25 protein-coding genes are annotated in these 21,733 nt (G+C 66.0%); 13 read left to right on the plus strand and 12 right to left on the minus strand.

Annotation, left to right across the window (positions count from 1 at the left end; all coding sequences use genetic code 11):
• Window positions 1–191: 191 nt before the first annotated feature.
• The 3 genes from ACIBI6_RS19235 to mca all read right to left on the minus strand — a co-directional run bounded on the left by ACIBI6_RS19235 (window position 192) and on the right by mca (window position 2,769).
• A complete protein-coding gene (locus ACIBI6_RS19235; protein WP_364341311.1) occupies window positions 192–1,499 on the minus strand; it encodes an FAD-binding protein in 1,308 nt (435 codons plus the stop codon).
• 134 nt (window positions 1,500–1,633) lie between these two features.
• Window positions 1,634–1,903, minus strand: a complete 270-nt coding sequence (locus ACIBI6_RS19240; RefSeq protein WP_364341380.1) for a hypothetical protein — start codon at window positions 1,901–1,903, stop codon at window positions 1,634–1,636.
• Window positions 1,903–2,769 carry a mycothiol conjugate amidase Mca gene (gene mca / locus ACIBI6_RS19245; RefSeq protein ID WP_364341378.1) on the minus strand — a complete coding sequence of 289 codons (867 nt, stop codon included), beginning with the start codon at window positions 2,767–2,769 and terminating at the stop codon, window positions 1,903–1,905. Before mca ends, ACIBI6_RS19240 begins: the two co-directional genes overlap by 1 nt.
• Window positions 2,770–2,911: 142 nt before the next feature.
• Here mca and ACIBI6_RS19250 point away from each other — a divergent pair, with 142 nt between their 5' ends.
• Both ACIBI6_RS19250 and greA read left to right on the plus strand, forming a co-directional pair.
• Window positions 2,912–3,352 carry a DUF4307 domain-containing protein gene (locus ACIBI6_RS19250; RefSeq protein ID WP_364341309.1) on the plus strand — a complete coding sequence of 147 codons (441 nt, stop codon included), beginning with the start codon at window positions 2,912–2,914 and terminating at the stop codon, window positions 3,350–3,352.
• 297 nt (window positions 3,353–3,649) lie between these two features.
• Window positions 3,650–4,144, plus strand: coding sequence for a transcription elongation factor GreA (gene greA, locus ACIBI6_RS19255; RefSeq protein ID WP_040695247.1), 495 nt, complete (start codon window positions 3,650–3,652; stop codon window positions 4,142–4,144).
• Between the two features lie 71 nt (window positions 4,145–4,215).
• Here greA and ACIBI6_RS19260 read toward each other — a convergent pair whose 3' ends face one another.
• Window positions 4,216–5,391 carry a cystathionine gamma-synthase gene (locus tag ACIBI6_RS19260; protein ID WP_364341306.1) on the minus strand — a complete coding sequence of 392 codons (1,176 nt, stop codon included), beginning with the start codon at window positions 5,389–5,391 and terminating at the stop codon, window positions 4,216–4,218.
• A gap of 99 nt (window positions 5,392–5,490) precedes the next feature.
• Between ACIBI6_RS19260 and ACIBI6_RS19265 the strand changes: the two genes are divergently transcribed.
• Together ACIBI6_RS19265 and ACIBI6_RS19270 are read left to right on the plus strand one after the other, a co-directional pair.
• On the plus strand, window positions 5,491–6,666 hold the full coding sequence (locus tag ACIBI6_RS19265; protein WP_396957247.1) for an acyl-CoA dehydrogenase family protein: 1,176 nt from the start codon (window positions 5,491–5,493) through the stop codon (window positions 6,664–6,666).
• 524 nt (window positions 6,667–7,190) lie between these two features.
• Complete coding sequence (locus ACIBI6_RS19270; protein WP_364341301.1) at window positions 7,191–7,664, plus strand: DUF4254 domain-containing protein; 474 nt, start codon at window positions 7,191–7,193, stop codon at window positions 7,662–7,664.
• Window positions 7,665–7,746: 82 nt separating this feature from the next.
• Here ACIBI6_RS19270 and ACIBI6_RS19275 read toward each other — a convergent pair whose 3' ends face one another.
• Window positions 7,747–9,129 carry a cystathionine beta-synthase gene (locus tag ACIBI6_RS19275; protein WP_364341299.1) on the minus strand — a complete coding sequence of 461 codons (1,383 nt, stop codon included), beginning with the start codon at window positions 9,127–9,129 and terminating at the stop codon, window positions 7,747–7,749.
• A 94-nt stretch (window positions 9,130–9,223) separates the two neighbouring features.
• Between ACIBI6_RS19275 and ACIBI6_RS19280 the strand changes: the two genes are divergently transcribed.
• The 3 genes from ACIBI6_RS19280 to ACIBI6_RS19290 all read left to right on the plus strand — a co-directional run bounded on the left by ACIBI6_RS19280 (window position 9,224) and on the right by ACIBI6_RS19290 (window position 11,963).
• Complete coding sequence (locus tag ACIBI6_RS19280; RefSeq protein ID WP_396957248.1) at window positions 9,224–9,697, plus strand: hypothetical protein; 474 nt, start codon at window positions 9,224–9,226, stop codon at window positions 9,695–9,697.
• A gap of 85 nt (window positions 9,698–9,782) precedes the next feature.
• Window positions 9,783–10,673, plus strand: coding sequence for an SGNH/GDSL hydrolase family protein (locus ACIBI6_RS19285; protein ID WP_364341295.1), 891 nt, complete (start codon window positions 9,783–9,785; stop codon window positions 10,671–10,673).
• Window positions 10,674–10,742: 69 nt separating this feature from the next.
• The gene (locus ACIBI6_RS19290) at window positions 10,743–11,963 is read left to right on the plus strand and encodes an acetyl-CoA C-acetyltransferase (protein ID WP_396957249.1); all 1,221 of its coding nucleotides are present in this window, start codon (window positions 10,743–10,745) and stop codon (window positions 11,961–11,963) included.
• 126 nt (window positions 11,964–12,089) lie between these two features.
• Here the strand turns inward: ACIBI6_RS19290 and ACIBI6_RS19295 are convergent, their stop codons facing one another.
• Window positions 12,090–12,926 carry a Bax inhibitor-1/YccA family protein gene (locus ACIBI6_RS19295; RefSeq protein WP_364341290.1) on the minus strand — a complete coding sequence of 279 codons (837 nt, stop codon included), beginning with the start codon at window positions 12,924–12,926 and terminating at the stop codon, window positions 12,090–12,092.
• 159 nt (window positions 12,927–13,085) lie between these two features.
• On the minus strand, window positions 13,086–14,234 hold the full coding sequence (locus tag ACIBI6_RS19300; RefSeq protein ID WP_364341288.1) for a methyltransferase: 1,149 nt from the start codon (window positions 14,232–14,234) through the stop codon (window positions 13,086–13,088).
• 128 nt (window positions 14,235–14,362) lie between these two features.
• Here ACIBI6_RS19300 and ACIBI6_RS19305 point away from each other — a divergent pair, with 128 nt between their 5' ends.
• The 4 genes from ACIBI6_RS19305 to ACIBI6_RS19320 all read left to right on the plus strand — a co-directional run bounded on the left by ACIBI6_RS19305 (window position 14,363) and on the right by ACIBI6_RS19320 (window position 16,959).
• Window positions 14,363–14,941, plus strand: coding sequence for a hypothetical protein (locus ACIBI6_RS19305; protein ID WP_364341286.1), 579 nt, complete (start codon window positions 14,363–14,365; stop codon window positions 14,939–14,941).
• Between the two features lie 62 nt (window positions 14,942–15,003).
• A complete protein-coding gene (locus tag ACIBI6_RS19310) occupies window positions 15,004–15,411 on the plus strand; it encodes a DUF6153 family protein (protein ID WP_364341284.1) in 408 nt (135 codons plus the stop codon).
• Window positions 15,412–15,493: 82 nt separating this feature from the next.
• On the plus strand, window positions 15,494–16,195 hold the full coding sequence (locus ACIBI6_RS19315) for a DUF305 domain-containing protein (RefSeq protein ID WP_396957250.1): 702 nt from the start codon (window positions 15,494–15,496) through the stop codon (window positions 16,193–16,195).
• 221 nt (window positions 16,196–16,416) lie between these two features.
• Window positions 16,417–16,959: a hypothetical protein gene (locus ACIBI6_RS19320; RefSeq protein ID WP_364341280.1), complete on the plus strand. Its 543-nt coding sequence runs from the start codon at window positions 16,417–16,419 to the stop codon at window positions 16,957–16,959.
• 265 nt (window positions 16,960–17,224) lie between these two features.
• Here the strand turns inward: ACIBI6_RS19320 and ACIBI6_RS19325 are convergent, their stop codons facing one another.
• Together ACIBI6_RS19325 and ACIBI6_RS19330 are read right to left on the minus strand one after the other, a co-directional pair.
• Window positions 17,225–17,551: a hypothetical protein gene (locus tag ACIBI6_RS19325; protein ID WP_364341278.1), complete on the minus strand. Its 327-nt coding sequence runs from the start codon at window positions 17,549–17,551 to the stop codon at window positions 17,225–17,227.
• A gap of 318 nt (window positions 17,552–17,869) precedes the next feature.
• A complete protein-coding gene (locus ACIBI6_RS19330) occupies window positions 17,870–18,814 on the minus strand; it encodes a GlxA family transcriptional regulator (RefSeq protein WP_396957251.1) in 945 nt (314 codons plus the stop codon).
• 100 nt (window positions 18,815–18,914) lie between these two features.
• Between ACIBI6_RS19330 and ACIBI6_RS19335 the strand changes: the two genes are divergently transcribed.
• Window positions 18,915–19,118, plus strand: coding sequence for a hypothetical protein (locus ACIBI6_RS19335; RefSeq protein ID WP_396957252.1), 204 nt, complete (start codon window positions 18,915–18,917; stop codon window positions 19,116–19,118).
• A gap of 9 nt (window positions 19,119–19,127) precedes the next feature.
• Window positions 19,128–19,571: a hypothetical protein gene (locus tag ACIBI6_RS19340; protein ID WP_364341272.1), complete on the plus strand. Its 444-nt coding sequence runs from the start codon at window positions 19,128–19,130 to the stop codon at window positions 19,569–19,571.
• Window positions 19,572–19,585: 14 nt separating this feature from the next.
• Here the strand turns inward: ACIBI6_RS19340 and ACIBI6_RS19345 are convergent, their stop codons facing one another.
• The 3 genes from ACIBI6_RS19345 to ACIBI6_RS19355 form a co-directional block, all read right to left on the minus strand.
• Window positions 19,586–20,608, minus strand: coding sequence for a medium chain dehydrogenase/reductase family protein (locus ACIBI6_RS19345; protein WP_396957253.1), 1,023 nt, complete (start codon window positions 20,606–20,608; stop codon window positions 19,586–19,588).
• A gap of 103 nt (window positions 20,609–20,711) precedes the next feature.
• Window positions 20,712–21,284 (minus strand): TetR/AcrR family transcriptional regulator, encoded by a 573-nt coding sequence (locus ACIBI6_RS19350; protein WP_396957254.1) that lies wholly within the window; start codon window positions 21,282–21,284, stop codon window positions 20,712–20,714.
• A 41-nt stretch (window positions 21,285–21,325) separates the two neighbouring features.
• Window positions 21,326–21,676: a helix-turn-helix domain-containing protein gene (locus ACIBI6_RS19355; RefSeq protein WP_364341266.1), complete on the minus strand. Its 351-nt coding sequence runs from the start codon at window positions 21,674–21,676 to the stop codon at window positions 21,326–21,328.
• Between the last annotated feature and the right edge of the window lie 57 nt (window positions 21,677–21,733).

Here is a 21,733-nt window from a genome sequence, read left to right on the forward strand (position 1 = left end):
CTGCGGAGTTCGGCCCAGCACTGCGGAGTTCGGCCCAGCACTGCGGAGTTCGGCCCAGCACTGCGGAGTTCGGCCCAGCACTGCGGAGTTCGGCCCAGCACTGCGGAGTTCGGCCCGGCACTGCGGAGTTCGGCCCGGCACTGCGGACCGCCAGCGGGGCCGACGGTCCGCAGTGACCTATGCGAAATCCGTTATCCGAGAACCGGATAGTTGGCGCGGATCACCGACCGCGGGTCGCGCGCCCGCTTGATCTCCCGCAACCGCGCCAACGTCGACGAGTCGAATGCCGCGGCGGCCGTCTCCTCCGGGGTGAGGAAGGTGTAGGGCTTGAGTCCGCTGATATGCGCGCCGATGGCGTCGACAATCTCGGCACGCCGGGCCTTGACGGCCGCCGCGATATGCGGAAGGCCGAGTCCCAATGCGTAGAGCAGATAGGGCTCGGTGACCGGCCCACGCGCGCCACCGTCCGCGCGCGACCTGGCGAATGCGCCGCCGAGATGGCGGATCTGGATATCGACCAGCGGTGCGACCGGCTCGTCGAGCAGGGTCTTCACAACCGCGTCGCCGAGGTCGGTGAGCAGTTCGGCGCGCGACAGCGCCGGGCTGGGATCGGTTGGCTCCGTGGTGATTTCACCGAGATTCGCCACCGACAGCGCGCCGCGCTTATCGGCGAGCGGCCCGTCGATCGTGTCCAACCGGGTCAGCAGTGACCGGCCTATCTCGGGATCGCCGAGGTAGGCGACATCCAGCGCGACCATCGGCGGCGCATCCGGGAACTGGAACCGGTGCAACCACACCGACAGTTCGTCGGGTGCGTCGGCGGTGATCTCCTGGAACGCCTCGAAGACCTCCGCCGTGCGCGCGCCATGCCACATCACCCGCCCGCCGTAGAGCCCCGGAGCCGGGAAGAGGTCGAATTCGAGTGCGGTCACCACCCCGAAATCGCCACCGCCACCACGCAATGCCCAGAACAGTTCCGGATCGTCGGCGGTCACCCGCGTCCGCGTGCCCTCGGCGTCGACGATCTCGAAGGCGCGCACCGCATCCGAGGCCCAACCGTATTTGCGGCCGAACCATCCCAGCCCGCCGCCGAGGGTGTATCCGGTGACGCCGACCACCGGGTTGCTGCCGGCGAGTCCGGTCAGTCCGTGCGCCGCGGCCGCGGCCTGTACCGCGCCCCAGTTCGCGCCAGCGCCGACCTTCGCCACCCTCCGCTCGGCATCGATCTCGACGCTGTCCAGTCCCCCGGTGCGCAGCAGAATCGCGTCCTCGATGCCGCCCGCGGCGCCGTGCCCGGTCGGCTGCGCGACCACCTGTACTCCGGCCCGGCTCGCATGCGCCACTACCGCCGCGACGTCATCCGCGTCACTTGCCCGCACTACCGCGGCGACCGGCTGGGTAACCGTCAACGTCCACGGCCGCGCCGCCGCCTCGTAGCCCTGGTCGCCCGGCACGAGTACCCGGCCGGGTAGTTCAGCGCGCAGATCCTCGAATGTCATTGGTAGGTCCTCACTTCGCAGTTGTGCCTGCAAGAACTGCGGCCCGTGGATCGTGCCGCGACTACCCCAATGACGAAATAGGAGCGGTGAATGTAACAGCGGCCGCCCGACTTTCTCGGACGGCCGCTGCGAAATCAAGTTTTATCAGGCCCGTCGTCGGACTCGACGTCCTTCTTGTCGACCCGGGCGATACCGGGTTCGGTGCCCTCGTCGGCCGCCTGATCCGGCTCCGGATGGTCGGGCTCGAAGGTCGCGGGCAGGCCCTTGATATGCCGGTTCATCGACCGCACCAGCAGGACGGTCCCGGCGAGCAACAACAGAATGATCACCAGACCGAGCGGCGACGCCTTGCCGAATTCGGGTCCGGTTGGCGTGCCGGGAGATTGCGCGAGGAAAACCAACATCACCGGTGCTCGTCTTCGATACCGGCGAACAGATCGGTCTCGGGCAGCGTGGAGTCGACCCTGGACTTGGCCAGTTCGAATTCCTCGGTGGGCCACAGCCGCTGCTGCATTTCCATCGGAATCGCGAAGAACGCGCCGTTGGGATCGATCTGGGTGGCGTGCGCGCGCAGGGCGTCATCGCGCTGCGGGAAGTACTTGGCGCACTCGATCTGGGTGGTCACCCTGGTCATGCCGTCGGGGCGGCCCTGGCGGTAGGCGCGGGTGCGTTCCAGCCACTCCTGCAGCGGGAACGGCTCACCGATGCGCTCGTATTCGGCGGCGAAGACATCCAGGCGGGCCATGGTGAAACCGTGGTCGTAGTAGATCTTCAGCGGTTGCCACGGCTCGCCCGCATCCGGGAAACGGTCCGGATCGCCGGCCGCCTCGAATGCGGCCATCGACACCTCATGGCAGCGGATGTGATCGGGATGCGGGTAGCCGCCGTTCTCGTCATAGGTGGTCATCACATGCGGCTTGAATTCGCGCACCACGCGGACCAGCGCCTCGACGGCCTCCTCCAGCGGGACCAGCGCGAAGCAGCCCTCGGGTAGCGGTGGCAGCGGATCGCCCTCGGGTAGGCCGGAGTCGACGAAACCGAGCCAGGTCTGGCGCACGCCGAGTGCGGCGGCCGCGGCCTCCATCTCCTCGCGCCGGATCTCATCGATCCGGTCCAACACGCCGGGGGTATCCATTGCCGGGTTGAGGATGCTGCCGCGTTCGCCGCCGGTCAGCGTGACGATGAGGACATCGTGGCCCTCGTCGGCATACCGTGCGGTCGTCGCGGCACCCTTGCTGGATTCGTCGTCGGGGTGCGCATGAACCGCCATGAGCCGCAAGCCACTCACGTCTCGTCCACCTCATCAACCACCGTCATACCTCGTACTCTCCGCCGCCGGGGTCCGATCTGCCTGTCCCTATAGTTCCATTCGACAGACTTTTGTTCCGACGTACCCCCCGGAGTGAGACGGCATGAGTGAAACGCCCGGTGACACGCCGATCGACCGACGTGCCGACCGGTACGGAACCACGCCACGCCCGACACGCCGCTGGATTCCGTTCGCACTGGGTGCGGTCGTGCTCGCCGCGGGGCTCGGGGTCGCCTACGTCGGTTACCAGAAGTACGGACCGGAGGATATCGACGCCGAACAGCTCGGCTACACCGTGGTCGACGACTCCACCATCTCGGTCCATCTCAAGGTCACCCGCAAGGATCCGCAGCAGCCGGTGGTGTGTTTCGTGCGCGCGATGGCCAGGGACGGGTCCGAACTGGGCCGTCGCGAGGTGCTGATCGAGCCGTCCGGCAGCGGCACCGTTGAGCTGACGACCATTGTTCGCGCGTCGGCGCGGCCGGTGTCGAGCAGCATCTACGGCTGCAGCGATGACGTGCCGAAGTATCTGCGGGCGGGTTGATCCCGGGCAATAAACAACCGAGGCATCCACAAAATTAACGCCGACCTGCATGTTTGTGATTCATGCTAAAATGGCGTGATACACGGTTCCGGGGCTCGGAGCCGTGTTTGCTGCATTGGCGGCCAGCGCTGTGAGTTCCGGGTTAGTGAGTTTGCCGGACCTGAAGCCTGTCGGGGTTCGATGAACTTCCCCAGGATGGCACTAGCCGTCGGCTGGTGCGTGCCCGCCCCCTGTGGGCACTGCAGCGGATCAGGGAACCCGGCCTCGGTCGGGAACAACTACTAGGGAGTGATCGAGATGACTGAGACGCAAGTGACTTGGCTGACCCCGGAGTCGCACGACAGGCTCAAGGGTGAACTCGACGCGCTCATCGCCAATCGTCCGGTCATCGCCGCCGAGATCAACGAGCGCCGCGAAGAGGGCGATCTCAAGGAAAACGGCGGATATCACGCCGCGCGTGAAGAGCAGGGTCAGCAGGAGGCGCGCATCCGGCAGCTGCAGGAGCTGCTGAACAATGCCAAGGTCGGCGTCGCGCCCACCAAGTCCGGCGTCGCCTTGCCGGGTTCGGTCGTCAAGGTCTATTACGACGGTGACGAATCCGACACCGAGACATTCCTCATCGCGACCCGCGAAGAGGGGCTCAACGATTCCAAGCTCGAGACCTACTCGCCGAATTCGCCGCTCGGTGGCGCGCTCATCGACGCGAAGGTCGGTGACACCCGTGAGTACACGCTGCCCAATGGCAAGACCATGAAGGTCACGCTGGTCAGCGCCGAGCCGTACCACAGCTGATCGCAGGCCCGAAGCCAAGAAGAGCGGCCGCATCCGAGAAGTAAGGATGCGGCCGCTCTTCGTTTCCATATCTAGTTCGCCAGCGCCTGCTCGACATCGGCCAGCAGATCGCCGACATCCTCGATGCCGACCGAGAGCCGCACCAGATCGTCCGGCACCTCCAGTTGCGAGCCCGCGGTGGAGGCGTGCGTCATGGCGGCCGGATGTTCGATCAGCGATTCCACACCGCCGAGCGATTCGGCGAGGGTGAAGATCTTGGTGCGCGAGCAGAACTCGTGCGCCGCATCCTTGCCTCCGCTTAGCCGCACCGAGATCATGCCGCCGAAGCGCTTCATCTGCTTATCGGCGATGGCGTGGCCCGGATGCTCGGCCAGGCCGGGGTAGATGACCTGCGAAATGGCCGGATGCCTGGTCAGGAATTCGGCAATGGTCTCGGCGTTGTCGCAGTGCCGATCCATCCGCACCGCGAGAGTTTTGGTGCCGCGCAGGGTGAGGTAGGCGTCGAACGGGCCGGGCACCGCACCCGCACCGTTCTGCAGGAAGGCGAATGCCGCGTCGAGTTCCGGATCGTTGGTGATCAACGCACCGCCGACGACATCGGAATGCCCGCCCAGGTACTTGGTGGTCGAATGCGTGACGATATCGGCGCCGAGCAGCAGCGGCTGCTGCAGGTATGGCGTGGCAAAGGTGTTGTCCACCACCAGTTTCGCGCCCGCGATATGCGCGACCTCGGCCAGCGCCGGAATATCGCCGATGCTCAGCAACGGGTTGGTTGGGGTTTCGATCCAGATCAGCTTGGTGTTCGGGCGGATCGCGGCGCGCATCTCGTCGACATTGAATACGTGCGCGGGCGAATGCTCGATGCCCCACTGGCTGAAGACCTTGTCGATCAGCCGGAAGGTGCCGCCGTAGGCGTCGTCCGGGATGACGATGTGGTCACCGGGGCGCAGCGTCGCCCGCAGCGCACAGTCGGTGGCGGCCATGCCGGAGGCGAATGCGCGTCCGTAGCGGCCCGATTCGAGCGCGGCGAGGTTCGCCTCGAGCGCGGTCCTGGTCGGGTTGCCGGTGCGGCCGTATTCGTAGCCGTCGCGCAACCCGCCCACCCCGTCCTGGGCGAACGTCGAACTCGCGTAGATGGGCACGTTCACCGCACCGGTCCGTGCTTCGGGTTCGTATCCGGCGTGCACGGCTCTGGTGGAGAATCCCAGCTCAGCTTTGTTGATTGCTCGCTCGCTGCGCTCACTCATAGCGTCAGCCTAACCCCGGGCGATCGGCGGGCTATCGGCCGGATCATCGGTTGTGCCCGAACCCGGCTTTCGGCGCGGTGACGGCGGTAGGTTGAGCTTATGCTGAGCGTTGATGAATTGTTCGCGATCGATGCCCTGTTGACCGAGGACGAGCGCGAGATCCGCGATACCGTCCGCACGTTCGCGAACCATCGGTTGCGGCCGCAGATCGCGGAATGGTTCGAGGCCGGGACTTTTCCGGCCCGTGAGCTCGCGCCGGAACTCGGCAATATCGGGTTGCTCGGCATGCACCTGGAGGGTTACGGGTGCGCGGGCCTCTCGGCGACCGCGTACGGTCTGGCCTGCCAGGAGCTCGAGGCGGTCGATTCGGGTGTGCGCAGCATGGTTTCGGTGCAGGGTTCACTCGCCATGACCGCGATCCACAAGTTCGGCTCCGAGGAGCAGAAGCAGCAGTGGCTGCCGGATATGGCGGCCGGGCGCGCGCTCGGCTGTTTCGGACTCACCGAATCGGATTTCGGCTCGAATCCGGGTGGCATGCGGACCAGGGCCAAGCGTGACGGCACCGACTGGGTGCTCAACGGCTCCAAGATGTGGATCACCAATGGGTCGGTCGCCGATATCGCGGTGGTGTGGGCGCAGACCGAGGACGAGGGCAAGCAGGTGGTGCGCGGCTTCCTGGTCCCGGCGGAGGCGCCCGGATTCACCGCGCGCGAAATGCATCGCAAATTGTCGCTGCGCGCGTCGGTGACCGCGGAGCTGGACTTCGACGATGTCCGGCTGCCCGCCGATGCGGTGCTGCCGCAGTCGCGCGGCTTGAGTTCCCCACTCGCCTGTCTGAGCGAGGCGCGCTTCGGCATTATCTTCGGCGCGCTCGGCGCGGCACGCGACTGCCTGGCCGCGACCATCGAATACGCCCGGACCAGGGCGGTATTCGACAAGCCGCTGGCCGCCTACCAGCTGACCCAGGCGAAGCTCGCCGATATGGCGCTCGAGTACGGCAAGGGCCAGCTGCTCGCGCTGCAGATCGGCAGGTTGAAGGATCGCGGCGAGGTGCTGGCGGAGCAGATCAGCGCGGGCAAGTTGAACAGCACCCGGGAGGCCATCGCCATCGCTCGCGAATGCCGAACCATTCTCGGCGCGAACGGCATCACACTGGACTATCCGGTGCTGCGGCATGCGAACAACCTCGAGTCGGTGCTCACGTACGAGGGCACGGCGGAGGTGCACCAGTTGGTGCTCGGCAAGGCGCTCACCGACTCGAATGCATTCCGGTAACAGCCTTGCTGTCCGGTCGGCCGCTTGAATGAAACGTGACATTTCATAGCTGCTGCCCGGTTACCAGCACCGGCAGATGTCTTCGCTCGGCCCCGCGGTGCTCGAAGTGTCGGCACGGAAGAACTTTGAACCGGTTGGTGCCTTGGCGGGAGTAGTCGTCCTGGATGGGATGGTCGGGTTGCGGGACCTGGCCGCAGGCGGCTTACTTGGTTTATCCAGAGTTGTTGGTGGGCGGCGTCTTCGCGGCCGCGTTGGTAGGCCTGGGCGAGCTCACCGCCCCCCGCTCCACATCCGCGAATCCTGGTGCTCAACTGGCACATTCACCATCGCAGACTGGTCGCCCTACTTTCACAACCCGGATTACACCGCGTAGAGAACATTGTTACTGCCTGTCATCGCGGTGCCATCTCGGCGTCACCGAATTGCCAAGGGACGAGGCGCAAGCTATATCGCATCGAAATGTCCGTGGAGGTACACGATGCACGCGCTCTTACCCGCCGCCTCGAACTCTTTGGGAGCCAACCATGTTCGTGCGTAGTTACGCCCCGATCATCGAGGGCGCCCGAGCACTGCCGGATCAACGCGAATTGGTCGCCGCCTTCGGCGGACATCCGATCGAGGCGGGGCAGAATCATCCACTCATTCCGCTGGCACACGCACTCGCCGACCTGCACCGGCAGCGACACGGCGATCCGCTCGCCACGGCCGGAATAGATTGCCGCCGAGCCGAACTCGTCTCCACCATCGATACCTGGGTGATCACGCGAGTGCCGCAGCGGCAGTCGACCGCGCATATCCGCGCCGAATCCATCGGCGCGACCATGGATCGAATGGCCGCCGCCTACGTGCACGCCAGCCACCTACTGCATACCGCCGAGAAGGTCTCCGACGATCGCGTGCACGCCGCTTGGTACCGCCTGGCCCTACTCGCCGATCAGTGGACCGACCTCATAATCGGTGCCGCCCAAGACAACTCGCGCCCGCGCCGCACCGCGTGAGATCAAGATCAGGTGGTACTGGTGGCGAGGCTTCTCGACCAATGCCGCCATAGATTCCACCTGATCTCGATCCAGGTCGGGGTTAGATGGAGCCCGTGCTGAGGAAGCCGAGTAGGTCGTGGCGGGTGATCACGCCGACGGGTTTGCCGTCCTCGACGACCATCAACGCGTCGGTATCCGACAGTGCCTTGGTTGCGGCCGAAATCGGTTCACCCGAACCGATCAGCGGGAACGACGGGCTCATATGCTGGGCGACCGAATCCGTCAGGTGCGCACGGCCTTCGAAGACCGCCGACAGTAGATCCCGCTCGGTCACGCTGCCCGCGACCTCGCCAGCCATCACCGGCGGTTCGGCGCCGACGACCGGCATCTGCGAAACCCCGTATTCGCGCAGGATCTCGATCGCATCGCGCAGGGTCTCCGACGGGTGGGTGTGCACCAGATCCGGCAGCGCGCCCGATTTACCGCGCAGCACATCGCCGACCAAGGGCTCCGCCGCGCCGTCCATCCGATCACGCAGGAACCCGTAGGAGCTCATCCACTGGTCGTTGAAGATCTTGGACAGGTAGCCGCGGCCGCCGTCGGGCAGCAGCACGACCACGAGCGCGTCCGGATCGCGGCGGGCGACCTCGATGGCCGCGATCACCGCCATACCGCAGGAGCCGCCGACCAGCAGGCCCTCCTCACGCGCGAGTCTGCGGGTCATATCGAAGGAATCGGCATCGGAGACGGCGATGATCTCGTCCGGCACGGCCGGGTCATAGGCCGAGGGCCAGAAGTCCTCACCGACACCCTCGACCAGGTACGGCCGACCGGTGCCGCCCGAGTACACCGAACCCTCGGGGTCGGCGCCGACGATCTTCACCTTGCCGCCGGAGACCTCCTTCAGATACCGACCCGCACCGGTGATGGTGCCGCCGGTACCGACACCCGCCACGAAGTGCGTGACCTTGCCGTCGGTATCGCGCCAGATCTCCGGGCCGGTGGTCTCGTAGTGACTGTCCGGGCCGCCCGGGTTGGAGTACTGATCCGGCTTCCACGCGCCGTCGATCTCGCGGACCAGCCGGTCGGAGACGCTGTAGTAGCTGTCCGGGTGGTCCGGGGGCACCGCGGTCGGGCACACCACGACCTCGGCTCCATAGGCGCGCAGCACGTTGCGCTTGTCCTCACTGACCTTGTCCGGGCAGACGAACACGCACTTGTAGCCGCGCTGCTGCGCCACAAGCGCGAGTCCGACACCGGTATTGCCGGAGGTCGGCTCGACAATGGTGCCGCCGGGCCGCAGTGCGCCGGAGGCCTCGGCCGCCTCGATCATCTTCACGGCGATGCGGTCCTTGGAGCTACCACCCGGATTCAGATATTCGATCTTGGCCGCGACAATGCCGGCGTTGGATCCCACCACCGAATTCAATCGAACCAGCGGCGTATTGCCGATGAGGTCAACGACGTGATCAGCGATGCGCATGCCCCTATCGTTGCAGAAGGGGTCGGTATAGGTGCGCGCGCGTCTAGCGCGACAAATCGCACATGACCGTGATCACTTCCCTAGGATCGCAAACATGAAGCAGCCGAACATCGCTCGCGTCGCGACAGTTCTGGCCGGAGCGGCAGTGGCCGTCGGAGTCGTCGGGACCGCGCCCGCCCAAGCCGCGACCGTGCAATTCCCACAGGTGCCGACGCTGGCGCATGGCGGCCTCTGCTGGACGACCATCCGCACCTGGGCCGATACCAGTGCGCAGTGGCCGGGCCGGGCCGTACTGAATGTGCGCGCGGATCCGGCAGTGGGTCTCGGGCCCGGTGGCTATCCGCTGGCTCCGCTGTGCGAGGTCTACACCACCGTCTCCTGGCGCAATCTGAACACCGGTGCGACGGGCAGCTACGACAACAACGTGGTCACCGGCCTCTACGGCAGCATTCAGTACGCCCTGTTCCAGGACACCGGTCCCGGGCGCGTCGAGGTCACCGTCACAACCGATACCGCGAGCCTCCCCGCGCACGCGTGGTTCGACGTTCCCGGCGACCCACCCGCCTGAGCCGCGCCCAAGCCGGACCACACTGCGTCGAATTCGGCGCACCGCCCGGCTGCCGTAGCGGCGTGAAATCGGTAAATTCGTTCGAGTGAGTGCTCCTCGCATCGGGTGGAAGACGGCGGCAGTTACGGGTGCCGCGACGGTAGTGGCCGGTTCCGGCGCTGGGACCGCATGGTGGGCAACCTATCGACTGCTCATGGCACAGGCTGGGGTCGCGCGCGGGGTCATCGGACGCGATACCTCGAAACCGCCCGAGGCCGACGGCGTCTACACCGCGGGCTGTCTCGCGCCGCAGCCGTGGCGCACCGGTCTGCATGCCGACGTGCATCTGATGATCTTCGGCGATTCGACCGCGGCCGGGGTCGGCTGCATATCACCCGAGGAAGTTCCGGGCGTGCGCATCGCCCGCGGCCTGGCCGAGGCCACCGGGCAGCGAATCCGGTTGAGTACCAAGGCCATATCCGGCGCGACCTCGAAGGGCCTGTCCGGACAGGTCGACGCCATGTTCATCGCCGGTCCGCCGCCGGATGCCGCGGTCATTCTCATTGGCGCCAACGACGTCACCAAGAAGCACTCCATCCGCGCCTCCGCGGGCCGGCTCGCCGCCGCCGTTGCCCGCCTGCGCCGTTCCGACAGCATCGTGGTGGTCGGCACCTGTCCGAATCTCGGCACCGTCGTGGCAATTCCACAGCCGCTGCGGACCGTGGTGCGAAACTGGAGCGTCCGCTTGGCCCGGGCGCAATCCGTCGCGACCACGGTGGCCGGTGGCATCCCGGTGGCAATGGGTGATCGGCTCGCTTCGGAGTTCCGTGCCGCACCCGAGCAGCTGTTCTCCGAGGACGGATTCCACCCCTCTGCGGCGGGCTACGAACTGGCGGCCGCGCTGTTGCTCCCGGTCCTGATCGAGGCACTCGAGGAGACGACCCCGGGTTCCCGCCCAACAGGACGCGACGTAGATTCGATTCGAACGCACAAGTAACAAACGGTTCGAAGACCGCGTTTCGGACACCGTCCTGGCGCACCCTGACCGTCCGACAAAGGAGTCCTCATGCCCGAGGCCGTCATCGTTTCCTACGCTCGCTCGCCGATCGGCCGCGCCGGAAAGGGCTCGCTGGTGAGCATGCGGCCGGACGACCTCGCGGCCCAGATGGTCCGTGCGGCCCTGGACAAGGTTCCCGCGCTCGACCCCACCCAGATCGACGATCTGATCCTGGGCTGCGGCCAGCCCGCCGGTGAGGGCGGTTTCAATATGGCCCGCAGCGTTGCCGTGCAACTCGGCTACGACACCCTGCCCGGCGTTACCCTGAACCGCTACTGCTCCTCCTCGCTGCAGACCACCCGGATGGCATTCCACGCCATCAAGGCCGGTGAGGGCGATGTGTTCATCTCCGCCGGTGTGGAGACGGTGTCGCGCTTCCCGAAGGGCACCGCCGACGGCTGGCCGGACACTCACAACGCGCTGTTCGGTGAGGCCGAGGCCCGCACCGCCAAGCGCGCCGAAGGCGGCGCGGACGTGTGGACCGATCCGCGCGCGACCGGGATCCTGCCCGACGTCTACATCGCCATGGGCCAGACCGCCGAGAACGTCGCCCAGTACACCGGTATCACCCGTGAAGAGCAGGACCATTGGGGCGTGCGCTCGCAGAACCGCGCCGAGGAGGCCATCAAGTCCGGCTTCTTCGAGCGGGAGATCACCCCGGTGACCCTGCCCGACGGCACCATTGTCACCACCGACGACGGCCCGCGCGCCGGCACCACCTACGAGAAGATCTCACAGCTCAAGCCGGTGTTCCGCCCGGACGGCACCATTACCGCCGGTAACGCCTGTCCGCTCAACGACGGTGCCGCCGCGCTGGTCGTCATGAGCGACACCAAGGCCAAGGAGCTGGGCCTGACCCCGCTGGCGCGCATTGTCGCCACCGGCGTTTCGGGCCTGTCCCCCGAGATCATGGGCCTCGGCCCGATCGAGGCGGTCCGCAAGACCCTGAAGCACGCCAAGATGACCATCGACGACCTCGACCTGTACGAGATCAACGAGGCATTCGCCGTCCAGGTCCTCGGCTCCGCCCGCGAGCTGAACATGGATCTCGACAAGCTGAATGTGTCCGGTGGCGCCATCGCCCTCGGCCACCCGTTCGGCATGACCGGCGCCCGCATCACCGCCACCCTCATCAACAACCTCCAGACCCAGGACAAGCAGTTCGGTCTGGAGACCATGTGCGTCGGCGGCGGCCAGGGCATGGCCATGGTCATCGAGCGCTTGAGCTAGTTTCCCGGCACGAATTGGCCGCGGCCACCGGGATTCCGGTGGCCGCTTTCGTCTGAGATTCGGCACCGCACACTAAAAACAAAGGCGGTCACCGGCGTACCGGTGACCGCCTTCGCGCTGATCGGGCTAGTCGTTGTTGAAGTAGCTCAGCAGCCGCAGGATCTCGATGTAGAGCCAGACCAGGGTGACGGTCAGGCCGAGGGCGACGCCCCAGGCGGCCTTCTCCGGGGCCTGGGCGCGGATGAGCTGGTCGGCGGCGTCGAAGTCGAGTAGGAAGCTGAAGGCGGCGACCGCGATCACGACCAGGCTGAAGACGATGGCGAGCGGGCCGCCGTCACGCAGGCCGAGGCCGCCGTCGATGAAGAAGCTGGCGATCAGGTTGCCGACGATCAGGACCAGAATGCCGATCATCGCGCCGAAGATCATCCGGGTGAAGCGCGGGGTCACGCGGATCGCGCCGGTCTTGTAGACCACGAGCATGCCCGCGAAGACGCCGAAGGTGCCGAGCACCGCCTGCGCGATCATGGCACTGCCGCCGACGCCACCGAATTCGATATTGGTGAACATGAATGACAGCGCGCCGACGAACAGACCCTCGAAGACCGCGTACGAGAGCACGATTACCGGGTTGTCCATCTTCCTGGCGAAGGTCGCGACCAGCACCAGCACGAAGCCGATCAGGCCACCGCCGATGACGAACAGCGGCGCCAGTGCGGTGTTCGCGTTGGTCAGGCCGTAGGAGACGATCGCCGACAGCGCGAGCACACCGAGTGTGATGGCGGTCTTGGTGACCACATCGTCGATGGTCATGGCCCGGGTGGTCGGGGCCTGCTGATATTGGGGGTACTGCGGGTACTGCTGGGTCGTCTGGCCCACGCCCGTCACCCCTGACCCGAAGTTGGCATAGCCACTGCCCTCTTGCCGAGGGAGCTGTCTGAAAACCGGATTGCTAGTGGTGCGCACCGTGAATGCCTTTCTGGAGTCGTGGCTCACGTCGCCGTGGCCGTCAGTCCCGAGCCGTCTCATGCGAGCCGGTCGCTCGATATCCAACTAGGTTGTCCAACGTGTATCGATCCGGCCGAGTTCCCGAGCGACCCTTCGGTACGGACAAATCGGACTCTACTACCGCTGGACGTCGCGCAGTCCACGCACGGATCGCGTCACCGTGAATTTCCGATTGCGACCGATCACCTCGGTCTGGCCGACCATGCGCTGGACCACACCGCGATAGTTCAGATGTGAGTTGTAAACCGTCCACAGCTCGCCGCCGGGACGCAGTACCCGACCGGTTTCGGCGAACATCTTTATCGCCGAACCGGTGTGCACGGCGGCGCCGACGTGAAACGGCGGATTGCACAGCACCAGATCGGCGCTGTTGTCGGCGGCCGAGGACATGGCGTCGTCGCGTACCACGGTCACCCGATCGGCGACCTCGTTGACCTCCGCCGTCGCCCGTGCCGATGCCACCGCGGCGGCCGACTGATCGGTGCCGACCACCCGGATGCCGGGTCGCGCCTTGGCCAGCGCGACCGCCAGAATGCCGGTGCCGCAACCGAGATCGATGGCATCGCGAGCATCGGGTTTCATCCACTTGAAATGCTGCAACAGGAATCGGGTTCCGATATCCAATTTGGCGCCGGAGAATGCGGCACCGTGCGCGACCACGTCGATATCGATATCGTCGATCCGCTCACGTACCGGAAATGGCGGCGCGGCAACAGGTTTCGGCCCGCTCACCAATAGCGTGCGGGACTTCTGCCGACCTCGACTCGCGCGCACCTGCGAGAACGATTCGGCCAGTACATCGTTCATGGACTTGGTCAGATACTTGTCACGCCCGCCCGCGAATACGACTACCTCCGGATCCGCATAGCGGGCGATCGCGTCGGCGACCTCGGTGAGTCCGGCGAGCATGCGCGGTAGTCGCAACAGCACGACTTCGGCGTCGGCGAGCAACTCCTTGGAAAGCGCATGTGCCGCATAGCGGTCCGCGAGACCGAGCGCGCGGGCATTGTTGGCCAAGGCGAGTTCGCCGGTGAGCAGGTCCTGATGGACCCGCACATCGCGCAGCTCGTGCCCGGCGATCGCGCCGAGGGTGAGTGCGCCGTAGGCGTCGCCGATCACGGCGATCCGGCCGCTGCCAGCGGCATCGATGGCCTCGGCGGCGGCGTCGAGAATCAGCCGGTCGGCAGCATCCACGGCGTAGAGGTTCAGTGCCTCTACATCCGGATACCGCCGCAGTCGGCCAAGTACGTCCTCGACATCTCCCACACCTCAAGTGTGCTAGATCGTTGCCGATGGATCGCGGCCACCCCGGCATGTCGGCGACACTCCGATACCAAACACCCGGTCATCGCAAATCCCCGACGGCGCAGGGCACGGCCAATACCATCGGCCACATGCGTAACAGGATGGTGCTGCTGGTCGCCGCCGCGGCGACAGTGCTCGTCGCCTGCGGCGACGGCGGATCCAGCTCGAACACCACGACCGCCGCGCCGACCACGACCGGCACATTCACCGATGCGCCCGACACCGTGCCGCGGGATGCGCTGCCCAAGCGAGGCACTCCGTCCGGCGACGCGGGCGTGACCGTGACCGATATCCGGATCGGGCACCACGCGGGCTTCGATCGGGTGGTCTACGAACTCGGCGGCGCGGGCACGCCCGGCTGGATCGTGCAATACACCGGGCAGGCCATCCAAGACGGCAGCGGCAAGGTCGTCGATGTCGCGGGCCGCTCGATTCTGGAGGTACAGATCACCGGGTCGGCGTATCCGTTCGACAATGGCGTGACGCCGTATTCGGGTCCCGATCCGGCCACCGATCCCAGCGCGCCGGTAGTCGCGGGGGTGTACCGGAGTGGCGTCTTCGAGGGCACGACCCAATCATTCGTCGGGGTGAATGCCGATCGCCCAGCCTTCGAGGTCAGCACACTGACCAATCCGACTCGACTGGTCATCGATATCGCGGGTACCTAGCCGTGCCCGATACGGCCAGGGGGTATCGAAGCTTGCCGTGGGGCGCTCTCTAGAATGATGCTGTGGTCGAATCGCAGCCGCCTTCGCGCACTACCGGGCTTGTCCGGATGCTAGGCGTGTTGGTGCTGCTCGCAGGCGTTGTCGCCATGCACGCCGGAGTTTTCGTGGTCGCCCCCGCCGACGACGACCACCACATGGTGGCGACCATGGCGCTGCCCGTCGACCACCATGCGACCGCCGGACCGGACTGCACCGATGACGGTTGCGGCCACGCACACGGCGGCATGCACGCCTGTGTCTTCATCCTGACCGCCGCTGCGGTCGCCCTGATGCTCGTCCTGCTCTACTGGATCACCCTCGATCGACCGGGTGGCGGTGTGTCGAAACCGCGCCAGTGGCGGCCGATACGCGAACGCGCACCACCGTGGACCGTGCTGTCGCTGGCCGAATTGTCGATTCTGCGGATCTGACAGGCCCACCGCGCCCGTAACCGCGGACGCGGCTACCGCCTGCTCGAGAACGTTCATTTCGCAATTCCTCAGGAGCACAGACATGTTCATCACCCGTAGCCGAATCACCATCGCCATTGGCGCGACTACCACCGCCGCAGCGCTTTTCGCCGGAGGTTGTAGCAATGACAACTCCACGCCCGGTATGGATCACGGCTCGTCGTCGAGCCAGACCAGTTTCGGAAAGCCCGCTGCCCGAAGCGATTTCAACGATGCCGACGTGACCTTCCTGCAGATGATGTACCCGCACCACGCGCAGGCGGTCGAAATGGCGCGACTGGTCCCCAGCCGCACCCAGAACGAGCAGGTGCGCTCGCTCGCCGCGGGTATCGAACAGGCGCAGTCCCCGGAGATGGAGCAGATCACCACATTGCTGGAGAGCTTCGGTAAGCCCGCGCCGAGCACGGCCGGGCACGGCGGACACAGCATGGAGATGCCGAGCATGACCAGCACCATGAACATGCCCGGCATGACATCAATGCCTATGACCACAATGCCCACCACCTCGAATATGCCGGGCATGATGTCGAACGAGCAGATGAACGCGCTGGCAGCGACTTCCGGCGCCGATTTCGACCGGCAGTGGATGCAAATGATGATCGAGCACCACATCGGCGCGATCACCATGTCGAACACCGAACTCGCCAGCGGTATCAATCCGGATGCGAAGGCGCTGGCCACCGCCATCGTCGCCGCCCAGCAGTCCGAAATCGGCACCATGCGCGGGCTGCTCGGCCAGCGCTGACGCGGCGTCGCGGAGCACGCCGCAACGTACGCGATCCGGTGTGCTCCGCACCGACCGCACGGTCGGTGACCAGTGGTTTTTCGGCCGTTCGATATCGGTTGGTCATCGATACCGGTCCGGTCGGCTGACGTCGACGGCCGCGAACAAGTACGGTCTTTAGGTCCGGCTTTCCACGCGCCTCCAGCGGCCGGATGTTCGGAGGGGAGAGAGGGGAAACCGACATGCGACGACTAGAGCGGACCGGCCTCGTCGCTGCTGCGGCGGCCACCGCGGTGGGCGTCCTGACCATCGGCGCGTGCTCGAAGCAGATCAATGGCAGCGCGCAGGTCAACCAGACCGAACTGGCCGCCTACGCTTCAGAGGTCACGGCATCGTCGGTGGCCGCATCCTCCTCACGCGCGGCGGCGGCCGAACGCGCGGCGGGCACCGCGTGCGACACCTTCACCAGCGCGAACAGCAGCTCGATCCATACCTTCAACGACTACATCGACGCGAGCAATAGCAAGGGCGTCAACGATCCGGAGACCAACGCCAAGGCCAATGACGCCGTCACCGCGCTGCGCAACAACGCGCGCACCATCGACTCGAAGGTGACCTCCGATGTGCCGCTGGCCGTCGCGGGTCCGCTGCGCAGCTACCGCGACGACAGCAACGCCCTGGCCGACACGCTCGATCGGCGCGCGCCGACCGATACCCTCAATGCCGCGATCGATAAGTTCAACGCCACCAAGAACGTCGCCGAGGATGCGTGCAAAGCCTACTGACGCAGGCTAATTCTGGTGGGCGCGGTTGAAGAAGTCTTCGTGCAGTTCGTGGTTCCGCCGGTCGACTTCGCCGCATCGCCGGTGTGGCACAGGGGCTTTCGCCGGAGCTGATCTCGGCCGAGCGCGTCGGTCCGGTATCGAATCGCGGCTGAGCGAGGACGCCACCCGACGAGCGGCCCGCGGCGCTGAGCGCCGAAATCGGCAGATGCCAACGGCGGCAATGGTCGCCGAGGAACTACGTCGAGGAACTATGTCGGGGGATGAATCAGGCGCCGGGTGGGACGGTCGATTGCCAAGGTGCGGGCTGGTCCGGGGTGCGCGGCTGCGGCCGGCGGCGCTCGACGAGCACGAGGGCGATACCGGTCAGGGAGGCGGCGAGGGCGACGAGCGCGAAGATGAATGCGGTACCGGGAAAGCCGAGAACACCGATTACCGCGGCGGCGATCGCGACGAGTCCGCCGATGATCAACAGGATGAATCCCGGCCAATTTCTGGCGTCCGCCAACGTAATTCCCGGCTGGGGCTCGGTCGCGCGGGCGATATCCGGAGCGTCGTCGAGCGGGGGAATTTCCCACGGCCCTTCCGCTGTCATGGTGCTACCTCACATTTCGGTGTCAGGCTGGGTGCTTATGCCTGATGCCTATAAGGTGCCCCCGACGTGGTGATCCGAAACAGGCAGGTCGGCTAACCGACGGTGCGGCCGCACACTCGTGCGAACGCACGAGTGAGATCGTTGGCCGGGCGCTGCGGGGGATCGGCGCACGCCAGGCGACGATCTGATCGGATAGCACGAGAAGTGCACCGCGGGCGGTGATTCCGACCCGCTCCGGCCAGTCCCGCGCTTCGATCACCACCGCAGGAAGGGGTCGGAGCAGACGGTCGGCAACCTGCCTGCGGATGAACCGTCGGGTCAGCGGCTTTGGAAGGCGGTGCGGTAGGTGTGCGGGCTGGTGCCGACCACCCGTTTGAAGCGGTCACGGAAGGCGGTGGGCGAACCGAAGCCGACCTGGGTGGCGATGCGGTCGACCGGATGGTCGGTGGCTTCGAGCAGGTATTGGGCTTGGCGAATGCGGGCGCGATGCAGCCATTGCAGCGGGGTGGTACCGGTCTGTTCACGGAAGCGCCGGTTGAGCGTGCGCGGACTCATACCGGCTTGGGCCGCAACATCTTCCAAGGTGATTGCGGTCGCGGCGTGCTCCTCCAGCCAGCGCAGCAGCGGTTCCATCGACGCACCCTGTGGCGTCGGCGGCTGGTCGTGCACGATGAACTGCGCCTGTCCCCCTTCGCGTTCCAACGGCATGACCGCGAGGCGGGCGGCGTCGGCGGCAACGGCGGAGCCATGATCGCGCCGAATCATGTGCAGGCAGAGGTCGATACCGGCGGCAGCACCCGCGGAGGTGAGGAATTGACCGTTGTCGACGTAGAGCACATCGGGGTCGACATCGATGGCGGGATAGCGGGCGGCGAGGGTCGGGGCGGCGAGCCAGTGTGTGGTGGCGCGCAGTCCGTCGAGCAGACCGGTGGCGGCGAGGATAAAAGCGCCGACGCAGATGGAGGCGATGCGGGTGCCATTGGCCGCAGCCGTGCGCAGGGCCTCGATGACCTCGTCGGGGACCGCAACAGTGGGGTCCGCGCATCCGGGTAGGACGATCGTGTCGGCCTCGGCCAGTGCCTCCAATCCCCAGCGAGCCTTGATGGTGAACAGTTCGGTCTCGACGGTCGGCGTGGTCGCGCACACGCGGACCCGGTAGGCGGGGCGGCCGTCGGGTAGGCGGCTGCGGCTGAAGGATTCGATCGGCGTGGAAAGGTCGAAGGGCAGGACCTGGTCCAGTGCGAGGACGGCCACGGTGTGCATGCGGCTACCGTAGGCCATCGGTAGCTTTTCGCCAATGCTTGTGACCTGCGGCATTACATGTCTTTGCAGATCAGCCCCATTGGCGAGAATCCGTTGACATATGGCAATTCCGCCAGTTCCCGCGCCGCTCGGCGATCATTACCGTCAGCAGCACCGACAACATGAAGGAGCCGATACGGTGCTCGCCCAGTTCGTACTATTCGACGGATTCGACCCGCGCATCGCGAATGCGGTTGAGAAACTCATCGCCCCCGAGCGCCGCGGCACCGTCTGGCGCAATACCGGCCACACCCCCGCCGTCTGAGCGCCGCCCGTGACGAAACTTCTGCTCTCGCTGCATGTTCTGGCTGCCATCATCGCCATCGGCCCGGTAACGGTGGCGGCCAGTATGTTCCCCGCGACCGTCCGCCAGGTCCAGGCCGACCCGCACCGCTTGGCCATCGCCGGCAACCTGCACCGCATCTGCCGCGTCTACGCCACCATCGGCCTCGCCGTGCCGGTCTTCGGGCTGGCCACCGCCGCCAGTCTCGGTGTCCTCAGCGATATCTGGCTCACCGCATCCATCGCTCTGACCGGCGTGGCCGCCGGCATCCTCGCCCTGGCGATCCTGCCCGACCAATCCCGCATCCTCGCCGCCCTACCGCAAACCATCCCCGCCACCGCCCAATTGGCCATGCTCACCGGCATATTCAACCTCCTGTGGGCGGTGGTCACCGTCCTGATGATCGTCCGCCCCGGTTCGACGACCGGGGCGTGACCCGCTACTGGACTTCAAGACACAAGGACGACTTTGCCGGTGACGGTGCCGGATTCGGCGAGCTCCATAGCGCGGGCAGCCTCGGCCAACGGGATACGAGCGGCCACCTGCGCACGCAAGCTGCCCGCCGCGGCCAACTCGAATACCGCGCCGAGATCCGCCGCGATCGCGTTGCGGAACCGGGTACGGTCGCGCTTTCCCGCCCAGATATTGAAGAAGTGCGCATTCCGCTTGTTGGGCAACAGGTTCCACCAGATCAGTCGGCCCACCAGCGCGAGCACCGGAAGACGTGAGTTGCCCGGATCATTCTTGGTGACCGCGGTGCCATAGGAGACCAGCGTGCCGTGCGGCGCGAGCAGGCCGAACGAGTCGACGATCCCGGGACCGCCGACATGATCGAAGACGGCGTCGACCCCCTCCGGTGCCAGCGCCCGAACCTGCGCCACCACATCGCCGCGGTAGTCGATCGGCTCCGCGCCCAGCGCCGCCACGGCTTCGGCATGCCGTGCGGACGCCGTACCGATAACCCGAATACCGGCATGGCGGGCGAGCTGGACCAGCGTCGAGCCGACGCCACCATTTGCGCCGTGCACCAGAATGGTCTGGCCCGCCCGAACCTTGGCGATGCGATGCAGCATCTGCCATGCGGTAATGCCGTTCACGACAAAGGTCTCGGCCGCCGCGGGATCCAGCCCATCGGGGACCGGAACCAGATCGGCTGCCGCCAGCACGATATGACTCGACCAGCCCCCGACCTTGGTCAATGCGGCGACGCGTCGGCCGAGCAATGCCGGATCGACGCCGGGGCCGATCGCGGTGACCCTGCCGACGAGGTCATAGCCGGGCACGAATGGGAATGGCGGCTGGTCGTAGTACTTCGCGCGGCGCATCTGCTGTTCGGCGAAGGAGACGCCACTGGCCTCGACGGCGATCATGGCCTGACCGTCGGCCGGTGCGGGCAGCTCACGGTGGGTGACCTGCAAGCCCGCCGCGTCGACGGGGCCGGGCAGGAGAATCTGGGTTGCCAGGGTGATCATGGGTTTACCTTTCAGAGTGAGTGACTGAACAGTCACTCCACGGTTGAAAAAAAGCGCCCCCGCAGGGGCGAGACGTCAGGGCTGCAATAACTTCGGATAGTCCTCATTTCGTCGGGTCGACATGCCGGATACCGGCACTCAGCATTCGCGCCCAGTCGGTATCGAGACCGTCGAGCTCGAGCGTGGTGATCAGATGACAGAGTTGGCCGTAGGCGATAAAGCGCTGCACCGCCGCATCGTCGGCGCCAGAGCGCCTCTTCGCGAAAGTCGTCACGCGCTCGAGCCCGCGGCGCACCGCCTCGGCGACCTCCGGAATATCGACCGCGGATTGCGCGTGCACCTGCAGCAGCAACAGATTTCGATCGGCGATCAGCTCCGCATATGCCCCACCCATTTCGTGCAGGATTGCGTCGGACGCGGCGCCATCGGCCCGCGCGGCACCGGCGGACAGCGCTCGCTCCACGAGCTCGTAGCACCGGTCCAGCGCCGCGACGAACAGCGCGATCTTGCCGGGAAACAGCTTGAAGACGTAAGCGGGTGAGATATTCGCGCGCGCCGCAACGGTATTGATGGGCGTCCCGTGATATCCGGTCTGCGCGAATTCCGCGATCGCGGCATCGACCACCGCCTCGCGCCGGATCTCCGACGTAGAAAGAACAACACCGCGCCTACTCATGTGAGTGACTATACACTCACTCTCCTCGCTTCCGTCAACCCTCAGGTTTCGTCGGACCAGCGCTGAACCCAAACCTGAAGCGGCTCGAGGGATTCGACCAGATCGCGGCCGTCGGCCGTGAGTCGATAGCCCTTCGAATCGGTCTCGACAATGTTCACCTCGCGCAATTCGCGTAGCCGATCGTTCAGGACGCTGGCCGACACCCCGCCGGTCAGACTCTGCAATTCGCGGAAGGTGACGCTCGCACCCTCGCGTAATTCCCACAGCACCCGCAGCGTCCAGCGCCGTCCGAGCAGATCCAGCAGCGCCATGATCGGACGGCCGGTGCGCGAACCGCGCACGGGCTTGCCGACCAGCGGAGCCTTGCTTGCTTCGGATTCCGAAGCTACCATTGGCATCGTCCTTGCTCTGTTTTTCGAAGCATGACGACAAGTCTAGCGAGGTTTGAT

Source organism: Nocardia sp. NPDC050412 (assembly GCF_044458825.1).
Taxonomy (GTDB): Bacteria; Actinomycetota; Actinomycetes; order Mycobacteriales; family Mycobacteriaceae; genus Nocardia.

Excerpts from the sequence above, each read along its gene's own strand:
- ACIBI6_RS19345 (WP_396957253.1), bottom strand. The coding sequence starts at position 20,608 with ATGATCACCCTGGCAACCCAGATTCTCCTGCCCGGCCCCGTCGACGCG.
- ACIBI6_RS19330 (WP_396957251.1), bottom strand. The coding sequence starts at position 18,814 with ATGCACACCGTGGCCGTCCTCGCACTGGACCAGGTCCTGCCCTTCGAC.
- ACIBI6_RS19250 (WP_364341309.1), top strand. The coding sequence starts at position 2,912 with ATGAGTGAAACGCCCGGTGACACGCCGATCGACCGACGTGCCGACCGG.
- ACIBI6_RS19260 (WP_364341306.1), bottom strand. The coding sequence starts at position 5,391 with ATGAGTGAGCGCAGCGAGCGAGCAATCAACAAAGCTGAGCTGGGATTC.
- ACIBI6_RS19325 (WP_364341278.1), bottom strand. The coding sequence starts at position 17,551 with ATGACAGCGGAAGGGCCGTGGGAAATTCCCCCGCTCGACGACGCTCCG.
- ACIBI6_RS19315 (WP_396957250.1), top strand. The coding sequence starts at position 15,494 with ATGTTCATCACCCGTAGCCGAATCACCATCGCCATTGGCGCGACTACC.
- ACIBI6_RS19320 (WP_364341280.1), top strand. The coding sequence starts at position 16,417 with ATGCGACGACTAGAGCGGACCGGCCTCGTCGCTGCTGCGGCGGCCACC.
- ACIBI6_RS19350 (WP_396957254.1), bottom strand. The coding sequence starts at position 21,284 with ATGAGTAGGCGCGGTGTTGTTCTTTCTACGTCGGAGATCCGGCGCGAG.
- ACIBI6_RS19265 (WP_396957247.1), top strand. The coding sequence starts at position 5,491 with ATGCTGAGCGTTGATGAATTGTTCGCGATCGATGCCCTGTTGACCGAG.
- ACIBI6_RS19355 (WP_364341266.1), bottom strand. The coding sequence starts at position 21,676 with ATGGTAGCTTCGGAATCCGAAGCAAGCAAGGCTCCGCTGGTCGGCAAG.
- ACIBI6_RS19270 (WP_364341301.1), top strand. The coding sequence starts at position 7,191 with ATGTTCGTGCGTAGTTACGCCCCGATCATCGAGGGCGCCCGAGCACTG.
- mca (WP_364341378.1), bottom strand. The coding sequence starts at position 2,769 with ATGGCGGTTCATGCGCACCCCGACGACGAATCCAGCAAGGGTGCCGCG.
- ACIBI6_RS19305 (WP_364341286.1), top strand. The coding sequence starts at position 14,363 with ATGCGTAACAGGATGGTGCTGCTGGTCGCCGCCGCGGCGACAGTGCTC.
- ACIBI6_RS19335 (WP_396957252.1), top strand. The coding sequence starts at position 18,915 with ATGGCAATTCCGCCAGTTCCCGCGCCGCTCGGCGATCATTACCGTCAG.
- ACIBI6_RS19235 (WP_364341311.1), bottom strand. The coding sequence starts at position 1,499 with ATGACATTCGAGGATCTGCGCGCTGAACTACCCGGCCGGGTACTCGTG.
- greA (WP_040695247.1), top strand. The coding sequence starts at position 3,650 with ATGACTGAGACGCAAGTGACTTGGCTGACCCCGGAGTCGCACGACAGG.
- ACIBI6_RS19240 (WP_364341380.1), bottom strand. The coding sequence starts at position 1,903 with ATGTTGGTTTTCCTCGCGCAATCTCCCGGCACGCCAACCGGACCCGAA.
- ACIBI6_RS19275 (WP_364341299.1), bottom strand. The coding sequence starts at position 9,129 with ATGCGCATCGCTGATCACGTCGTTGACCTCATCGGCAATACGCCGCTG.
- ACIBI6_RS19290 (WP_396957249.1), top strand. The coding sequence starts at position 10,743 with ATGCCCGAGGCCGTCATCGTTTCCTACGCTCGCTCGCCGATCGGCCGC.
- ACIBI6_RS19280 (WP_396957248.1), top strand. The coding sequence starts at position 9,224 with ATGAAGCAGCCGAACATCGCTCGCGTCGCGACAGTTCTGGCCGGAGCG.